The following is a 17,373-nucleotide window of genomic DNA, read 5'->3' as shown; positions in this document are numbered from 1 at the left end:
ATGACAGTCGAAACCCAGTGGTGGCAAGAACCCGTTGTCTACCAGATTTACCCGCGGTCCTTCAACGACTCTAACGGCGACGGCATCGGCGACCTTCCCGGTATCACCGAGAAAATCCCCTACCTAGCCAAGCTCGGGGTGGATGTCATCTGGCTCTCCCCCATCTACAAGTCCCCCAACGACGATAACGGCTACGACATCAGCGACTACCGGGACATCATGGACGAGTTCGGCACCATGGCCGACTTTGATGAGCTCCTTGAGACCGCTCACGCAGCCGGCATCAAGATCATGATGGACCTGGTCGTCAACCATACCTCCGATGAGCACGACTGGTTCGTGCAGGCCAAGAGCAGCCGGGAGAACCCCTACCGCAACTACTACATCTGGAAGGACCCGGCGGGCTTTACCGAGGACGGCACCCCGATTCCGCCCAATAACTGGGTCGCGGCTTTCTCCCCCTCCGTCTGGGAATGGGAGCCTACCACCGAGCAGTTCTACCTGCACCTCTTTTCGACCAAGCAGCCCGACCTCAACTGGGAAAACCCTGTCGTGCGCAACGAGGTCTACGACCTCATGCGCTTCTGGCTCGATAAGGGCGTCGATGGCTTCCGCATGGACGTCATCAACCTGATCTCTAAAGACCCGGCCTACCCCGATGACCCCCAGGTAGCAGCCGGGGGCGGCACCGACTCCATCACCATGGCAGCCAACGGCCCCCGCGTGCACGAGTACCTGGCTGAGATGAACCGCGAGGTGCTCTCCCACTACCCCGTCATTACAGTGGGCGAGGCTCCCGGCGTCACCACCGCCGACGGCCTGCTCTACACCGGCTTTGACCGCGGCGAACTGCAAACCCTCTTCCAGTTCGAGCACATGGGCGTGGACGCCAACCCCAACCCGGCCCTGGGCAAGTGGAACGATGAGCGTTTCGACCTGCGCGACCTCAAGCGGATTCTCACCAAGTGGCAGGTCGATCTAGCTGGCAAGGGCTGGAACGCCAACTACTGGAACAACCACGACCAGCCCCGCGCTGTCTCCCGTTTTGGCAACGATTCTGCTGAGTACCGGGTGGTCTCAGCCAAAATGCTGGGCACCGTGCTACACGGTATGGCAGGTACCCCCTACATCTACCAGGGCGAAGAGCTGGGCATGACCAACGTCTTCTTCACCGACCTGGCCGACTACAACGACCTAGAAATCCACGACCACTACGCCAAGCTGGTCGGCTCCGGTGTGGTCGACCACGACACCATGCTGCGCTACATCTCAGCCTCCGGCCGCGACAACGCCCGCACCCCCATGCAGTGGACGGCCGGTGAGCAGGCTGGCTTCACCAGCGGCACCCCCTGGCTGAAGCTCAACCCCCGCTACACCGAAATCAACGCTGAGGCAGCCCTTGCCGATGAAAACTCGGTCTTCTACCACTACCGCGACCTCATCAATCTGCGCCATGCCCACCCCATCATGGTCAACGGTGTCTACGAGCTCATTGACTCAGCCGAGGCACCCGCCACCGAAGACGGCCAGGTCTACGCCTACCTGCGCCAGGGCACCGGCCCCACCGACGGCCAAACCCTGCTGGTCATCGCCAACTTCACTCAGGACGTCCTGACCCGCACCTTCACCGAACCGGCTGGCAAGCGCACTCTGATCAGCAGCAACTACACCGACGACCAGGGCGCAACCCTGCGCCCCTACGAAGCAAAGATTTACCTCTACGAAAGGGACTAAACCATGGCAGATAATTCAGGAAAGACCTGGTGGAAGGAAGCGGTCGTCTACCAGATTTGGCCGCGCAGCTTCAACGACTCCAACGGCGACGGTATCGGCGATATCCCCGGCATCACCGCCCGCCTGCCCTACCTGGCAGACCTGGGAATTAACGTCATCTGGCTCTCCCCCGTATTCGCCTCCCCCAACGACGACATGGGCTACGACATCTCCGACTACCGGGCTATTATGCCCGAGTTCGGCACCATGGACGACTTCGATACCATGCTCGAAACCGCCCACTCTCTCGGTATCAAGATCCTGATGGACCTGGTGGTCAATCACTCCTCCGATGAGCACGAGTGGTTCGAAAAGTCCCGTGCCTCCCGCGATAACGACTACCGCGACTACTACATCTGGCGGGATTCCTCAGGGGTTGATGAGGACGGTAAGCCCCTACCCCCCAATAACTGGGGCAGCGAATTCGGCGGCCCGGCCTGGGAATACGATGAAACCACCGACCAGTGGTACCTGCACATGTTCTCCCGCAAGCAGCCCGACCTCAACTGGGAGAACCCCAAGGTCCGCCAGGAAATCTTTGACCTGGTCACCTTCTGGCTCGATAAGGGCGTCGACGGCTTCCGCCTGGACGCTATCAACATCATCTCCAAGCCCGAGGGCCTGCCCGATGACCCCAGCGTCGACCCCGAAAAGCACTCATCTTCCATTCCTTTCGTGATTGAAAACGGCACCAAGGTGCACGAGTGGATGCACGAGCTCAACATGGAAACCTTTGACAAGTACGACTGCATGACCGTGGGCGAGATGAGCGCCACCGGCCCCGAGGAAGCCGTCCAGTTCTCCGGTTTCACCACCGATGAGCTGCACATGATCTTCCACTTTGAGCACATGGGCCTGGACTCTGATCCCGAGACCGGCATGGGCAAGTGGTCCCGCAAACCCGTTGAGCTGACCGAGATGAAGCAGATACTCAACACCTGGCAGACCGAGCTGGACGGCAAGGCCTGGGGTTCGCTCTACTGGAACAACCACGATCAGCCCCGCCTCATCTCCCGCTTTGGTAACGATTCACCCGAGTACCGGGAGCTCTCCGGCAAGATGCTGGCCACCGTGCTGCACGGTATGCAGGGCACCCCCTACATCTACCAGGGCGAAGAGTTCGGCATGACCAATGTGCAGTTCGACTCCATTGAGGACTACAAGGACCTTGATTCGATTAACTTCTACACCGATATGGTCACCGAACATGACCGCATGAGCTCGGATGAGGCTATGGCCCTGATCTACGCCAAGGGCCGCGATAACGCCCGCACCCCGGTGCAGTGGAGCGCGGACGCCGGTGCCGGCTTTACGAGCGGCACCCCCTGGATTGGGCTGAATGAGAACTACGCCGAGATCAACGCGGCTGAGGCTGTGAACCGTGAGGATTCCCTGTGGCGCTACTACCAGCAGCTGGTAGCCCTGCGCCGGGGCGAGCTGAAAGACCTGCTAGTCTACGCCTCCTTCCTGCCCTTGGACCCCGAAGATTCTGAGGTCTACGCCTACGAGCGCCACGGGGAGGGCGAGAAGCTGCTGGTCGTCGCTAACTTTACCGACGGCGTCCTGAAACGCACCTACCAGGTGCTGGAGGACGCGGACGCCCAGGTGGTGCTAGCCAACTACGCGGACGCCGCCGAGCAGTCTGCTGAGGCTGAGCTGACCCTACGCCCCTACGAGGCCCGGATCTACCGTATCGCCGCCTAACACTAGGTACCATCTAAATCGGAAAAACCCACGAACCAGGTGGGTTTTTCTGATTTAGATGGTCTTTTCTGTTTTCAAGGACTTCCAGGCCCCCGTCGCCCCCGAACACGAAAACCTGGTCATGCACGCCGAACTTATCACCGAGCACGGCTTCAACCTGCGCGCCTCCGATGGCCCCGCCGCGCACCCCGACACCGCAGATAAGGACGGCGTCACCAACACCACCACCATGGAAGCCTCCTTCGTCGGCACCGCAGAGGACGTTGTGACCGCCCGCCCCTGGTTCGCTAAGCTCTCCGACGGTGCCACCAACATTCAGCCCCTCACAGCCGCCCCCCCCTGGGGCGCCACCTTCGGTTCCCTCAGCGACAAGTACGGCATCACCTGGATCTTCAACTTCGGCGGCTAAACCACAGCCCCACGCGCAGAACAGCCCCCGCCCAATCCCCTCAACGGGGAAGGACGGGGGCTGTTCAGGTATACGAGGCCCGCAAGCGGCAACCGCACTAAGTCATCCATGCCGCTCGCAAGCTCGCGGAATAAAAGAAAGGAGCGAGCAAGTTCGCTCGCTCCCCCCGAGGCCCGCAAGCGGCAGCCGCGCTAAATCGTCCATGCCGCTCGCAGGCTCGCGGAATAACAAAAATTTTATTTTTCCCTGTTGGGGAAAATTTTTGTTATTCCCACTCAATCGTTCCCGGAGGCTTTGACGTCACGTCCAGAACCACTCGGTTCACCTCAGCAACCTCATTCGTAATCCGGTTAGAAATCTTCGCCAGCAGGTCATAAGGCAGGCGTGACCAGTCAGCAGTCATCGCATCCTCAGACGACACCGGGCGCAACACAATCGGGTGACCATAGGTACGGCCGTCCCCCTGCACACCAACGGAACGGACGTCCGCCAGCAGCACCACGGGGCACTGCCAGATCTCCTCGTCCATGCCGGCGGCAGTAAGTTCCTCGCGCACAATCAGGTCAGCAGCACGCAGGATATCCAGGTTATGCTTAGTAACCTCACCAATCACGCGAATACCCAGGCCAGGGCCGGGGAAAGGCTGACGGGCAACAATCTTCTCAGGAACACCCAGCTCACGACCAATGGCGCGAACCTCGTCCTTAAAGAGGGTACGCAGGGGCTCAACCAGCTCAAACTGCAGGTCATCAGGCAGGCCACCCACATTGTGGTGAGACTTAATATTCGCAGCGCCCTCGCCGCCGCCAGATTCAACAACATCGGGGTAGAGGGTACCCTGCACCAAGAACTTGATGTCGGTACCTTCAGCGCCAGCCTCTTCGATCAGCTTCCGCTGGGCAGCTTCGAAAGAACGAATAAACTCGCGGCCAATCGCCTTCCGCTTAGCTTCGGGCTCGGTAATACCGGCCAGGGCGCCCAGGAAGCGCTCTGACTCGTCGATAGTCACAACCTTAATGCCCATGGTTGAAGCGTAGTCCTGCTCAACCTGTTCGCGTTCGCCCTCGCGCAGCAGACCGTGGTCGATGAAGAAGCAGGTTAGCTGGTCGCCCACAGCCTTGTGAACCAAGGCAGCGGCAACAGATGAGTCAACGCCACCAGAGAGGGCGCAGATGACCTGGTCATCGCCCACCTGCTCGCGAATCTTAGCAACCTGCTCTTCGATGATATTGCCGGTTGACCAGGTCTTCTTCAGACCCGCTACGTTGAAGAGGAAGTTCTCCAGGGCGACCTGGCCGTAGTCGGAGTGCTTAACCTCGGGGTGCCACTGCACGCCACCGAACTTGCGCTTCTCATCAACGAAGGCTGCAACGGCTGCGCCGGGGGTCTGGGCCAGCACCTCGAAGCCTGCGGGGGCTTCAGAGACAGAATCGCCGTGGCTCATCCAGACGTTCTGGGTCTTGGGGGTACCGGTCAGGAAGGAAGAGTTCTCTGCACAGACCACGGCGTCGGTTGCGCCGTATTCGCGCAGGCCGGTCTTAGCGACGGTACCGCCGAGGGTCTGGGCCATGACCTGGAAGCCGTAGCAGATACCGAAGACGGGTACGCCCGCTTCAAACATGGCGATGTCGCCCTTGGGGGCGCCGTCCTCGTATACGGATGAGGGGCCACCAGACAGAATAATTGCAGCCGGGTTCTTGGCGAGCATCTTCTCGGTGGGCATGGTGTGAGGAACCAGCTCCGAGTAGACACCAGCCTCACGCACGCGGCGCGCGATGAGCTGCGCGTACTGGGCGCCGTAGTCAACGACCAGTACGGGGCGCTCTTCGAGCTCCTCGATGGGGTTGTGGGTAGTCACAGGTATATACCTTTTCGGTTGGGGTTGAAGGGTAATCCTTGGGTTCTATTCTAGTGCAGGGAAGCGCTAGACCTAGTAACGTTTAGTGGCCTGCGGGTTCGCATCAAGCAGGGCAAGGGTTTCTGCGTAGATGCGGCGCTCCACAATAAAGGACAGGAAAGGCACCACACCGCCCAGGGCCATGACAATCATCTGGGGCAGGGCCCAGCGCATGAGCAGCCAGAGGCGGAAGCAGGAGAGGAGATAGACGACATAGAACCAGCCGTGAATAATCAGGATCCATGTGGAGATGTTCAGGCCCCCGTGCAGGTTGCCGGTTTCAAGGTTGAGCCAGCCCAGGGCCACGGTTTCACCGGTCTGGGCATCGACACCACCGGCGATCAGGTCGTAGCCGAAGATGTAACGGCTGATCATTTCGGCAACCAGTAGCAGCAAGAAGGTACCTGAAATCCAGGCGCACCACTTGTAGATGGTCAGGGCCCCACGAATCTGTGACTCGGTTCCGCCGAATTTCTTGCGAACGGTAAAACCGCCTGCGGCGTTGGTTTCGGTGGTTCCCTCAGCGAGGGTTACTTTCTTGCCATCGGTACGGTGGACGGGGCGCGGAGTGGGGTTCTCGCTCACAGCTGGTTTCTCCCTTAGCTGGTGTGGGTGGTCGGTTTCTGGTGGGCGGACGCCGGTGGGCCAGCTAGCCCCTACCGGGCAGGTGGGGCGGGGGCGTCCTGAATATCATCAAAGTAGTAGTAGGCCTGATCTGCCGGGTCCCAGTAGTAGGGGCGGCCAGTGGCCTCATCGACCCAGTATTCGCCCTCGTACTCGAAGTAGAAGGTGGGGTCGGTGGTCTTTTCGACCGAGTCCTTGAGCAGGCGGTACCAGAGATAGAGGGCGAAGCCCGCAAAGACCAGCCATTCAAGGGCATAGAAGATGTTGAGCCAGTCAACGGTTTCGTCGGTGACCTGGTCAGCGCGGATAGGCTGAAGGGTGCCACTGCTATCGAGCAGGGTTGCGGTATCGGCAATGGTGCCCTGGTCGGTGAGCGGGGTGGCCCCGCTGCTTTCGGAGTCGAGGGTCAAGATGCCGTTGAAGAGGGCGGCATTCCAGACGTTGGTCAGATAAGAGGAGTTGGCGGAGGCAAGCACCCGGCTCTTCCCGCGGTTCTCTTCGCTAACATCCTTGCTGGTGAGCGGGGCGTCGTTACCCACAACCCGCCCGGCGATAGTCACGGTGCCGGTGGGCTCAGCGGGAATCTCAGCGCTAGGGGTCCAGGCACGGGCCACCACGATACTGCGGGGCCCCTCCCCCAGGCTGGTGCTAACCTGCTGGCTGTCATTGGGCACAAAGAGGCTGACCAGCCAGTAGCCTTCAGCCCCGTCTTTGAGCTTGTTTTCTACCAGATAGGTGGAGCCCTGCACATAGCTGCCGGTAGCTTCCACAACTGTATCGGCCTCGGTCATACTCAGCGGGTCGTGGGGCTGGAGCACCTGACTATAGGGGCGCACCACATCCTTAGCCGGGTCTGCGGTGACCTGCCCCAGGGTGGAGGCGTTAATTTGCCATTTGCTGAGCATCACAAAACCGCTAGCCAACGCCAGCACCAGGAGCAGGCCAAGGAGCCAGCGGGGGGTCAGGGCGGTTTTTAGCACGTTTGCTCTTTTCAGCGTGAAGTGGGCGGACGAAAGCAGGTCAGCCCCGCGCGCCTAGCAGGCTAGGTGCACGGGGCCGGGGCGTCATCTACTTGACGTAGGGGGTGACGTTGACGTCGATGCGCTGGAAGGACTTGAGGTCGGTGTAACCGCAGGTTGCCAGTGCTCGCTTGAGGGCGCCCACCAGGTTAGCGCTACCGTCGGTGTGGGCGGAGGGGCCGTAGAGCACCTCTTCTAGAGAGCCTACGGTGCCCTGGTAGGTGCGGATGCCGCGGGGGAAGTCAGCTGAGTGAGCTTCGTTGCCCCAGTACCAGCCAGCGCCGGGTGCCTCGGCTGCGCGGGCCAGGGGCGCGCCAATCATGACGGCATCCGCACCCATCGCCAGCGCCTTGACCATATCGCCGGAACGCCCCAGGGAGCCGTCCGCAATGACGTGCACGTAGCGGCCACCGGACTCATCCAGGTAGTCAGAACGCGCAGCTGCAACGTCGGAAATCGCGGTGGCCATGGCAGCCTGGATGCCCAGGCCGCGGCGGGTGGTCAGGGCAGCACCGCCGCCGAAACCTACCAGCACACCGGCAGCACCGGTACGCATCAGGTGCATAGCCGGGGTGTAGCCGGTCACGCCACCAACCATGACGGGGACGTCGAGTTCGTAGATGAACTTCTTGAGATCAAGGGGTTCGCGGCGGGAGGAAACATGCTGGGCAGAGACTGCCGCACCGCGAATCACGAAGAGATCAACGCCAGCCTTGACCACGGTCTGGTAGAACTCCTGGGTGTTCTGGGGGGTCAGTGAGCCTGCGACTATGACGCCCGAGTCACGGATCTCTGCCAGGCGGGCAGTAATCAGCTCAGCCTTGATGGGCTCAGCGTAGATTTCCTGCATGCGACGGGTGGCGGCGGGGGCATCGTCAGCGGGCAGGGCGTTGATTTCGTCGAGCAGGGGCTGGGGGTCCTCGTAGCGGGTCCACAGGCCCTCAAGGTTGAGGACGCCCAGGCCACCGAGCTTGCCCAGGGCAATGGCGGTGGCCGGTGACATCACAGAGTCCATGGGGGCACCGATGATGGGGGTGTCGAACTTGAACGCGTCAATCTGCCAGCTGAGGTTCACGTCGTGGGCATCGCGGGTACGGCGGGTAGGTACCAGGGCGATTTCATCGAGTGAGTAGGTGCGGCGGGCGCGCTTGGACATACCAATCTGGATGTCGGTCATGGATCTTCCTTTCACCGGTGGTAGACCGGTTGATGCAAACGAGCGTGGTAACGTTCGGAAGCCCCGGTCCCTCACCGCAGGGGCGAGAGAACCGGGGCTGGCCGCTACAGTTTAGCGACGGTAGTTGGGGGCCTCGACGGTCATGGTGATGTCGTGGGGGTGTGATTCCTTCAGACCTGCTGAGGTAATGCGCACGAACTGGCCCTTGTTCTTGAGTTCTTCAATGGTGTGGGCACCGACGTAGAACATGGTCTGGCGCAGACCACCTTCCAGCTGATGCAGTACGGAGGACAGGGGGCCGCGGTAGGGAACCTGGCCCTCGATGCCCTCGGGAATCAGCTTCTCTTCGGAGGACACATCGGCCTGGAAGTAGCGGTCCTTAGAGAAGGACTTCTTGCCGCCGCGGGACTGCATAGCACCCAGGGAGCCCATGCCGCGGTAGGCCTTGAACTGCTTACCGTTGACGAAGATGAGGTCGCCGGGTGATTCAGCGGTACCTGCCAGCAGGGAGCCCAGCATCACCGAATCCGCACCCGCCACCAGGGCCTTGCCGATTTCACCGGAGTGCTGCATGCCGCCGTCCGCAATCAGGGGAACACCAGCGGGGATAGCAGCCTTAGCTGACTCATTGATAGCGGTAATCTGGGGCACGCCAACACCGGCAATAATGCGGGTGGTGCAGATGGAACCGGGGCCAACGCCAACCTTGACCGCATCGGCACCGGCGTCGATGATAGCCTGGGCGCCAGCGCGGGTAGCAGCCTGGCCACCCACCACATCAACGTGGGCTGCGGCAGGGTCCTTCTTCAGGCGGGCAATCATATCGAGCACGCCCTGGGAGTGGCCGTTAGCGGTATCGACGAAGAGGGCGTCAACGCCTGCCTCAACCAGGGTCATGGCGCGCTCGTAGCCGTCGCCGAAGAAGCCGATAGCCGCGCCAACGCGCAGGCGGCCGTCCTCGTCCTTGGTGGCGCGGGGGTACTGCTCGCTCTTGGTGAAGTCCTTGACGGTAATCAGGCCGGTGAGCTTGCCGTCCTTGTCGATCAGGGGCAGCTTCTCAATCTTGTTTTCTGCCAGCAGGGCGAAGGCTTCGTCCTTGCTCATGCCCTCGTGGCCGGTAATGAGCGGCATCTTGGTCATGATGTCGCGCACGCAGGTGGTCTCAAAGGTGGACTCGGGCAGGTAGCGGGTGTCGCGGTTGGTGATGATGCCAACCAGTACGTTCTCGTCGTCTACGACGGGCAGGCCGGAAACCTTGTAGTGGCCGCACAGGGCATCGAGCTCGGCGATGGTGGCGTCGGGGCCAACAGTCACGGGGTTGGTAATCATGCCCGATTCGCTGCGCTTGACGCGGTCGACGTGGTCGGCCTGGTCAGCGATGGAAAGGTTACGGTGGATCACGCCCATACCGCCCAGGCGAGCCATGGCGATAGCCAGGGCTGACTCGGTCACGGTGTCCATCGCTGCCGAGATAATCGGTGAGGCGATGGAGATGCGCTTGGTCAGGCGGGTGGTGGTGTCTGCATCTGACGGGATGACGTCGGTGTTGCCGGGCAGGAGCAGCACGTCATCGTAGGTGAGGCCGGTGAAGCCGAAGGGGTCTTCGCTCAGTGCAGTGGGAGTAGTCATGAAGGGTTCGCTACCTTTCGAGGGTATTCAGGTGGGCGCTTAGCGACACTGGTTTTAATCTTAGTCGGGTTAGCCCCGATGCGCGAGCGTAGGGCCCAGGCAGCTAACTGCCGCTTGCTCACATCACGGGTTTCGGCCCTGTTCGTACTGAGTGAAACCCCTCCCCCGCCGTTTCTATTCCACAGCCTCGTAGGGGGCGCTTCCGGCAGGTACTAGTTGGGCATGTGCCTGCGAGCTAGCGTCGGCTTTTCCTAGGGCTTCGAGCACGCGCGGGTCGAAGTAGGGGCCCAGGGTTTCGATGTAGGTTGCGGTGATGTGGTCGTAGTCGAAGTAGGTGTAAACGTTACCGATGGACGCCGGGCAGGAGTTCTCGGGGCAAATCAGGTCAGAGAGATTGAGGGCAGCAAAACCCGGGTAGGTTTCTTCGAGGGAGCTGAGAGGGTTGGTGGTGACGTCCTGGCCGGGGCTCATGACGCAGTCGTCCGCCGTGCCGAAGGCGTCCATGCAATCCTTGTGCATGGTTTCCATGCGCGGAGTGTCGCGCAGGCCCAGAACCTGGATGCCTACGCCGGTAAGTTCCGCGATACGGCTTTCAGCATCGAGCAGCGGGGTGTCGGGCAGGTTGGGTTCTGATTTGGTGCCGTGGAGCAGGACGGTATCTGGGCCTAGGTCCTGGATAAAGGCAGCACTGTCGCTTGCCCAGGAATCACATTCAAAGCCGCTGGCGTAGGCCGCGTTGTCGGTTTCACCGAGGAAGCAGCCGGGGCGGGTCACAGCAATGACCGACCAGCCTTGGGCTTGAGCAAGCGGACGCACGGCCGTCATCCACATCTGCATGTGAGAGTTCCCCCAAGCCACGATGGTTCGGCTGGGTTTGGGTGAGTAGGCGACGTAGGTGCAGTCCCCGGCAAGAGAATCGGGAACGGCCAGCTCGGGGGTCACGTCAGTGCAGGCTGTGCCCAGGTCAGCCCAATCCGCATCGAGCACGGCACGGATGGGGATGACGGGGGCGTCTTCTTCCCCTGTGTACTCGTAGTCGGGCTGTAGCACTGCCGCCCCCACGTTATTGAGGGTGCGGTTAGCTTCAGCTTGCTCGGCCTGCCGGTAGATGGATGACTGCCAGGCGTAGGAGGGCCCTAAAGCAAGGCCCATGCATAGCGCACCGGTCACTAGCCCCGCTGTCATGGACCGGTTAGGTAGGGCCCAGTCCCGCAGGGGCTTTTCGACCAGCTGGGTCAGAGCCCAGGCGATAACACCCGAGAGAAGAAGCAGGCCAAGCCCAGCCCAGAACCCTGCCTTTTCCTGGCGGGTCTGGGATAGGTAGAACACGAGAATGGGCCAGTGCACCAGGTACAGGGCGTAGGAGAAACCTCCCAGGGCCAGCAGAGGTTTGGCGGTGAGGAGTTTTTCCGGCCCGAACCGGGTGCCTGTATCTCCGGCGATAATGACGAGCGAGGCCGCCAGGGTGGGCCACAGCGCCACATAACCGGGGAAGGTGCCGTTGACGTCCAGCACAAAGCCGCAAGCGATAATTGCCGCAATCCCAGCCCAACCCAGCACCGCACGCACTAGCGGCGGTAATTTCAGGACGGGCAGCCAGAGAGCCACCAAGGAGCCCAGCGCGAACTCCCACAGGCGGGCCTCGGTTTCGAAATAGGCCGCCTGCTGGTTAGCAGCGGTGACCTCAATCGAGTGGGACAGGGATAGCACAAAGAGGGCTGTAAAGGCACCGCTTAAAGCCCAGCGGGCAGAACCCCTCATACGCTTACCCAGCGCCAGGGCGAGGGCAACCATCAGCATCGGCCACAGTACATAGATTTGCCCCTGGACCGATAGCGACCAGAAATGGCGGAAGGGGGAGGCCAGGGAGGTATCGGCTGCGTAGTAGTCCACCGCGTTCTCGATCGACCAGTTGTTGTGCTGGTACAGAATCACGGCCTTTGCCTCATCGGCAATCGACAGCCAACGCTCTGCCGGAATAAAGAAGTAGGTGCCCAAGAGGGTCAGAACAACGGTAATAGACGCCAGGGGCAGGAGACGTTTAAAGACATGAACCCAATAGGCCACCAGAGTCTTCAGGCCGAACCAGGTGCCGGGCCCTACCAGCTTGCCCTGCTCAATCTTGCGAGCAAAAGAGCCGGTCAACAAAAACGCCGAAATCAACAGGAAGACATCGACACCGCCCGATACACGACCAAACCAGAAATGGTAGGCGGCAACCAGCAGGAGGGCGAGTGCGCGCAGCCCCTGGATCTCGGGGCGCCAGGTGCGTTCTGCTGAACGAGTGACGGTTGCGATGGTGCCGGTGGCTGGTTTGGTCTCGCTTGCTGGGCGGGGCACTGCGGTCTACCTCCTTTGCTGACAATCGTCTGGTGCCAAAACGTCGGTTGCTGAGGGGTAACGGGCAGGATGACACCAAGTTAAAAATGTTACTCTCGGTGGCTGGAAATTTGCTTTAAAAAGCAAATCCCGCCCTTACGGTGTTAGTCACTGCAAGAGCGGGATGTGCTGTACCCGAAAGGGGCTCCGGGTAAGGAGCCTTAGAGAGGGGCCTTACTTAGCTTCGTCCTCGTCCTTTTCCTCGGGCTTTTCGACAACCAGGGTCTCGGTCGTCAGCACCAGAGCAGCGATGGACGCTGCGTTTTCCAGGGCTGAGCGGGTGACCTTGACGGGGTCGATGACGCCGCGGGCGATGAGGTCCTCGTATTCACCGGTTGCGGCGTTGAAGCCGTGACCGATGGGCATATCTGCCACACGGGAGGTAACCACGTAGCCGTCCTCGCCGGCGTTCTCCGCGATCCAGCGCAGGGGCTGGACCAGGGCGCGGCGGACGATGTCTACACCCACCTGGGCATCGCGGGATTCGAGCTCAACGCCGTCCAGGGCTGCCAGAGCGTGAACCAGGGCGGTACCGCCACCTGCGACGATGCCCTCTTCGAGTGCTGCGCGGGTAGAGGATACGGCATCCTCAATGCGGTGCTTGCGTTCCTTGGCCTCAACCTCGGTAGCAGCACCCACCTTGATGACGCCCACGCCACCGGCCAACTTGGCCAGGCGTTCCTTGAGCTTTTCGCGGTCCCATTCGGAGTCCACACGCTCAATTTCAGCACGGAGCTGGTCAACGCGCTCAGCAACAGCCTCAGAAGTACCGCCACCATCAACGATGGTGGTGTTGTTCTTGGTGACGGTCACGCGGCGGGCTGAACCGAGCTGATCCAGGGTGACGGCGTCCAGGGAGATACCCAGTTCACAGGTAATAACGGTGCCGCCGGTCAGGATAGCCAGGTCCTGGAAAATCGCCTTACGGCGGTCACCAAAACCGGGTGCCTTCAGCGCAACAACATCGAGGTTGCCGCGCAGCTTGTTAACGACCAGGGTGGAGAGGGCTTCGCCGTCCACGTCCTCAGCGATGATAGTCAGGGACTTCTTAGCCTGAACGATCTTCTCGAGCACGGGCATAATCTCAGCCACAGTGGAAATCTTGCCCTGGTAGAGCAGGATTGCGGTGTTCTCGAGAACAGCCTCAGCACGCTCAGGGTCGGTGACGAAGGACGGTGAAAGGTAGCCCTTATCGAACTGCATACCCTCGGTCACTTCGAGTTCAATCTCGGTGGTGGAGCCGTCCTCGATGGTGATGACGCCGTCCTGGCCTACCTTGCTGAAGGCCTCAGAGAGCAGCTCACCAATCTGGGGTGACTGGGCAGAAATAGCTGCCACGTGGGCAACCTCTTCGCCGGTTACCTCGCGGGCGTTAGCCAGCAGGCGCTCTGACACCAGCTTGGTAGCGGTCTCGATGCCGCGCTTAACCTCACCGGGGGCAGCGCCCGAGGTGACGTTACGCAGGCCCTCAGAAACCAGAGCCTGGGCCAGGACGGTTGCGGTGGTGGTACCGTCGCCAGCAACATCGTTGGTCTTGGTAGCTACTTCCTTAGCGAGCTGGGCACCCAGGTTTTCGTAGGGGTTTTCCAGTTCAATCTCGCGGGCGATAGATACACCGTCGTTGGTAATGATGGGTGCGCCCCACTGCTTATCAAGCACCACGTTACGGCCGCGGGGGCCCAGGGTCACCTTGACAGCGTTAGCAAGCTTATCGACGCCTGCCTGCAGGTGCTTACGCGCATCATCATTGAATTCAAGCTGTTTTGCCATGAATCCTTACTTCTTTCTCGTGTTTCGTGTTGTATTCGGTAGAAACAGCGAAAACTTAGGAAACGACAGCCAGTACGTCGCGGGCTGACAGAATCAGGTACTCAGCGCCACCATACTTAACCTCGGTGCCACCGTACTTGGAGAAGATAACGACATCGCCTTCAGCTACGTCAACGGGGATGCGGTTGCCCTTGTCGTCGATGCGGCCGGGGCCAACAGCGATAACCTTAGCCTCCTGCGGCTTTTCCTTAGCGGTATCGGGGATTACCAGACCTGATGCGGTGGTCTGCTCTGCTTCAACGATCTGAACGACAATGCGGTCTTCGAGGGGCTTGATAGCCATGGTGAGGTACTCCTTCAAGTGAGGTCTCAGCGTAAAACTTATGGGGGGGTGACCGTGGGGGTGCTAAGGCGGCTACACCTGGTATCGTCGCGGTGCTACCGGCTGCCGATTTAGCACTGTCAGCGGTCAAGTGCTAACTAAAACTTTATTCCCCTCATCCCCTACGGGCAAGATAAGGCGCCGGTTTCGCAGACAGCGCACCACCAGCATCACCACTGATGTGCAATAAAATACAGGTTGAAAGCCCCCAAACCCGGCAGAAAGGCAAACATGCTCAAACTCATCTTCTGGCCGGTACTCGTCCCATCTTTCCTCTTCGCAGCCGGCTTCGGGGCCGTCGTCCCCATCCAAATCATTGCAGCTATCAGGCTAGGAGCCTCACCCGAACTCGCCTCCCTGCTGGTAGCCGCCGCGGGCGTCCTCGCCCTCATCTGCACCGTCCCGGTAGGGGCAGGCATCGACCGTGTAGGCGACAAACGCGCCATGACACTGGCAACCCTCAGCGCCGCTGCCGCCCTTACCCTCTCGGCGCTCTCCCTCGCCCTACCCCTGGCAGGAGCTCTGTGGCTCTACTTTTTCGCCCACGTTGCCCGTGTGCCAGCCACCGTCGCCTGGGGGCTCGCCCGGCAATCCGTACTAGCTGAAACGGTACCAGCGGACGACCGCGGCAAAGCCATGACCGCCCTCGGCGGCGCCCAACGAGCAGGCGCCCTCGCCGGGCCCCTCGCCTCAGCCCTCCTCCTTCTCTGGCTCCCCCTCTGGACGGTCTTCCTCTTCGCCCTCGCCCTCGTCGTCGCAGCCACCCTCTGCCTGCGCATCCGCAAACTCAACCAACGTTTCGACACCGCCACCAGCACAGCCCGCTCAAACCGCACCGAAGAAGACCTCGCCCTAGCCGTCCGCTGGCCCGCCGTCTGGGTCGCAGGCCTCGGCATCATCACCCTCGCCATGAGCCGAGTAACCCAACCCATCGTCGCCGCCCTCTGGGGCCTACACCTAGGGTGGAGCGATTCCCAGATCGCCCTAGCCATCGCCCTGGGCGGAGCTGTCTGGGCGCTCGCGACCCAGCCCATCACGAAGCTACCTACGGGGAAAAAAGCAGATAAGGGGCATGGCGAAGCGCCACGCCCGCGACCCTCTTGATCCTCGCGCTGGGGCGCTCGGATCAATTCACGCCAGCCCCGAGCCAGCGGGCGCATGGCGCTTCCCCCTGCCCCTCCGGTCCGCCCGATTCACGCCAGCCCCAGCCAGTCGGCTTTCAGCGGGCCTCCCCCGCCTCACCCTTTAAACTAGGTGCATGACTTCTTTCCCCCGCGCCGGCGCCCACCCTTTCTCAGCTGACCAGCTAGCAACCCTTGACCAGCTCATCCCCTACAACCCCGCTGACTCCCTGCAGGCAGTCTCCAAGCTCCGGGCCCAGGGCATCAGCGCCGAGGACTCATCAGCCCTGCTGACCCAGGCCCGTCTACGCACGCTAGGGGCTACCAAGTTCGGGGAAGAAGCCTCGCACATGCTCTTCACCGAGGCCGGCTATGAGCAGGCCACCCGCGCCGCCGTCGCCGACCACCACGCCGCCCGCTTCATCGAGGCCGGACTTACCTCAGTCGCTGATTTAGGCTGTGGCCTGGGGGCAGACTCCCTCGCCTTTGCCCGCGCAGGGTTAGCAGTGACGTCCGTTGAGCTCGACCCCGCTACGGCAGCCCTGACCGCCCACAACCTCTCTGCCTACCCGTCCACCCAGGTGCTCGTGGGCGATGTAGAACAGGTTGAGCTCGAAAAACTCACCACCGTGGGCGGCGAGCGCGTCGCCGCCCTCTGGCTAGACCCCGCCCGCCGAGAGATTGAAGGCGGCTCTACCACCTCCCGCCTTTTTGACCCCGAAGCTTTCTCCCCGCCCTTTTCCTTCCTGCAGAAGCTGGCGGCAACCGGAATTCCTATGGGGGTGAAGCTAGGCCCGGGCCTGCCCCACGAGGCCATTCCAAACGGGGTGGAGGCCGAGTGGGTCAGCCACGGCGGGTCCGTGGTTGAGGTGGTGCTCTGGTTCAATGCCCTAGCCCGCCCCGGGGTTGCCCGGTCGGCTACAGTGCTGGGGGCGGACGCCACCACCCGGCAGGTACTGGGGGAGATAAGTTCACCGCTTGCAGCGTCAGCTGATGAAGAGCCGGTTGAGGTCACTGAACTGGGCGCTTACCTGATTGAGCCCGACGGCGCGGTAGTACGGTCTCATCTGGTGGCAGACTTCGCACGATCAATCGGGGCTACCCTGCTTGATGAGAATATCGCCTACCTGACCTCAGACTCACCCGCCCCTAGCCCGCTAGGTCGGGCCTACCGCGTCCTGGGTACCATGCCCCTCAACGAGAAAAAGTTGCGCCGCTGGGTCAAAGAGCAAGGCATTACCGCCCTGACCGTCAAAAAGCGGGGAGTCGATGTGGTTCCTGAAAAGCTCCGGGCCACCCTACTCGCCGGGGTGAAAAAGAAAAAGGGAACTGCCGCGAAAGAAGCCGTTCTCATCCTGACCCGGTTGGGCGAGGGCGCAGCCTCCCAGCGCCTGGCTATCTGGGCTGAGCCAGCCTAGTTTATTACGTCTATCTCACCAGCGGCGTCATAGAGTGAGCCGGATTCTTCTGCGCTAGCCCCTGCCCCTAA

Annotated in this window: 13 protein-coding genes; 5 read left to right on the top strand and 8 right to left on the bottom strand. The window is 61.3% G+C overall.

Annotation, left to right across the window (positions count from 1 at the left end; translation table 11 throughout):
• The 3 genes from ACED88_RS01820 to ACED88_RS01810 are packed head-to-tail and all read left to right on the top strand — an operon-like array spanning position 1 to position 3,886.
• Positions 1-1,734, top strand: coding sequence for an alpha-glucosidase (locus tag ACED88_RS01820; protein WP_449107485.1), 1,734 nt, complete (start codon positions 1-3; stop codon positions 1,732-1,734).
• A 3-nt stretch (positions 1,735-1,737) separates the two neighbouring features.
• Positions 1,738-3,477, top strand: a complete 1,740-nt coding sequence (locus tag ACED88_RS01815; protein ID WP_449108539.1) for a glycoside hydrolase family 13 protein — start codon at positions 1,738-1,740, stop codon at positions 3,475-3,477.
• A gap of 58 nt (positions 3,478-3,535) precedes the next feature.
• Positions 3,536-3,886 carry a hypothetical protein gene (locus tag ACED88_RS01810; RefSeq protein WP_449108538.1) on the top strand — a complete coding sequence of 117 codons (351 nt, stop codon included), beginning with the start codon at positions 3,536-3,538 and terminating at the stop codon, positions 3,884-3,886.
• A gap of 265 nt (positions 3,887-4,151) precedes the next feature.
• Here the strand turns inward: ACED88_RS01810 and guaA are convergent, their stop codons facing one another.
• From guaA to groES, 8 genes are all read right to left on the bottom strand, one after another.
• Positions 4,152-5,744: a glutamine-hydrolyzing GMP synthase gene (gene guaA / locus ACED88_RS01805; protein WP_237194664.1), complete on the bottom strand. Its 1,593-nt coding sequence runs from the start codon at positions 5,742-5,744 to the stop codon at positions 4,152-4,154.
• Positions 5,745-5,816: 72 nt separating this feature from the next.
• Positions 5,817-6,368, bottom strand: a complete 552-nt coding sequence (locus ACED88_RS01800; RefSeq protein ID WP_449108537.1) for a DUF3817 domain-containing protein — start codon at positions 6,366-6,368, stop codon at positions 5,817-5,819.
• Between the two features lie 71 nt (positions 6,369-6,439).
• Positions 6,440-7,387 (bottom strand): SURF1 family cytochrome oxidase biogenesis protein, encoded by a 948-nt coding sequence (locus ACED88_RS01795; protein WP_449108536.1) that lies wholly within the window; start codon positions 7,385-7,387, stop codon positions 6,440-6,442.
• An 88-nt stretch (positions 7,388-7,475) separates the two neighbouring features.
• Positions 7,476-8,603, bottom strand: coding sequence for a GuaB3 family IMP dehydrogenase-related protein (locus ACED88_RS01790; RefSeq protein WP_185174316.1), 1,128 nt, complete (start codon positions 8,601-8,603; stop codon positions 7,476-7,478).
• A gap of 111 nt (positions 8,604-8,714) precedes the next feature.
• Complete coding sequence (guaB, locus tag ACED88_RS01785; protein ID WP_449108535.1) at positions 8,715-10,232, bottom strand: IMP dehydrogenase; 1,518 nt, start codon at positions 10,230-10,232, stop codon at positions 8,715-8,717.
• A 174-nt stretch (positions 10,233-10,406) separates the two neighbouring features.
• The gene (locus tag ACED88_RS01780) at positions 10,407-12,572 is read right to left on the bottom strand and encodes an acyltransferase family protein (protein ID WP_449108534.1); all 2,166 of its coding nucleotides are present in this window, start codon (positions 12,570-12,572) and stop codon (positions 10,407-10,409) included.
• 213 nt (positions 12,573-12,785) lie between these two features.
• Positions 12,786-14,381 (bottom strand): chaperonin GroEL, encoded by a 1,596-nt coding sequence (groL, locus tag ACED88_RS01775; protein ID WP_449108533.1) that lies wholly within the window; start codon positions 14,379-14,381, stop codon positions 12,786-12,788.
• Positions 14,382-14,436: 55 nt separating this feature from the next.
• Positions 14,437-14,724 carry a co-chaperone GroES gene (gene groES, locus ACED88_RS01770; protein ID WP_135013045.1) on the bottom strand — a complete coding sequence of 96 codons (288 nt, stop codon included), beginning with the start codon at positions 14,722-14,724 and terminating at the stop codon, positions 14,437-14,439.
• A 270-nt stretch (positions 14,725-14,994) separates the two neighbouring features.
• Here groES and ACED88_RS01765 point away from each other — a divergent pair, with 270 nt between their 5' ends.
• Positions 14,995-15,867 carry an MFS transporter gene (locus ACED88_RS01765; RefSeq protein WP_449108532.1) on the top strand — a complete coding sequence of 291 codons (873 nt, stop codon included), beginning with the start codon at positions 14,995-14,997 and terminating at the stop codon, positions 15,865-15,867.
• Positions 15,868-16,021: 154 nt separating this feature from the next.
• Positions 16,022-17,302: a class I SAM-dependent methyltransferase gene (locus ACED88_RS01760; protein ID WP_449108531.1), complete on the top strand. Its 1,281-nt coding sequence runs from the start codon at positions 16,022-16,024 to the stop codon at positions 17,300-17,302.
• The last annotated feature ends 71 nt before the right edge of the window (positions 17,303-17,373 follow it).

Source organism: Rothia sp. 11273D007AR, from assembly GCF_053547255.1.
This window is presented reverse-complemented; position numbering and strand designations above follow the sequence as displayed.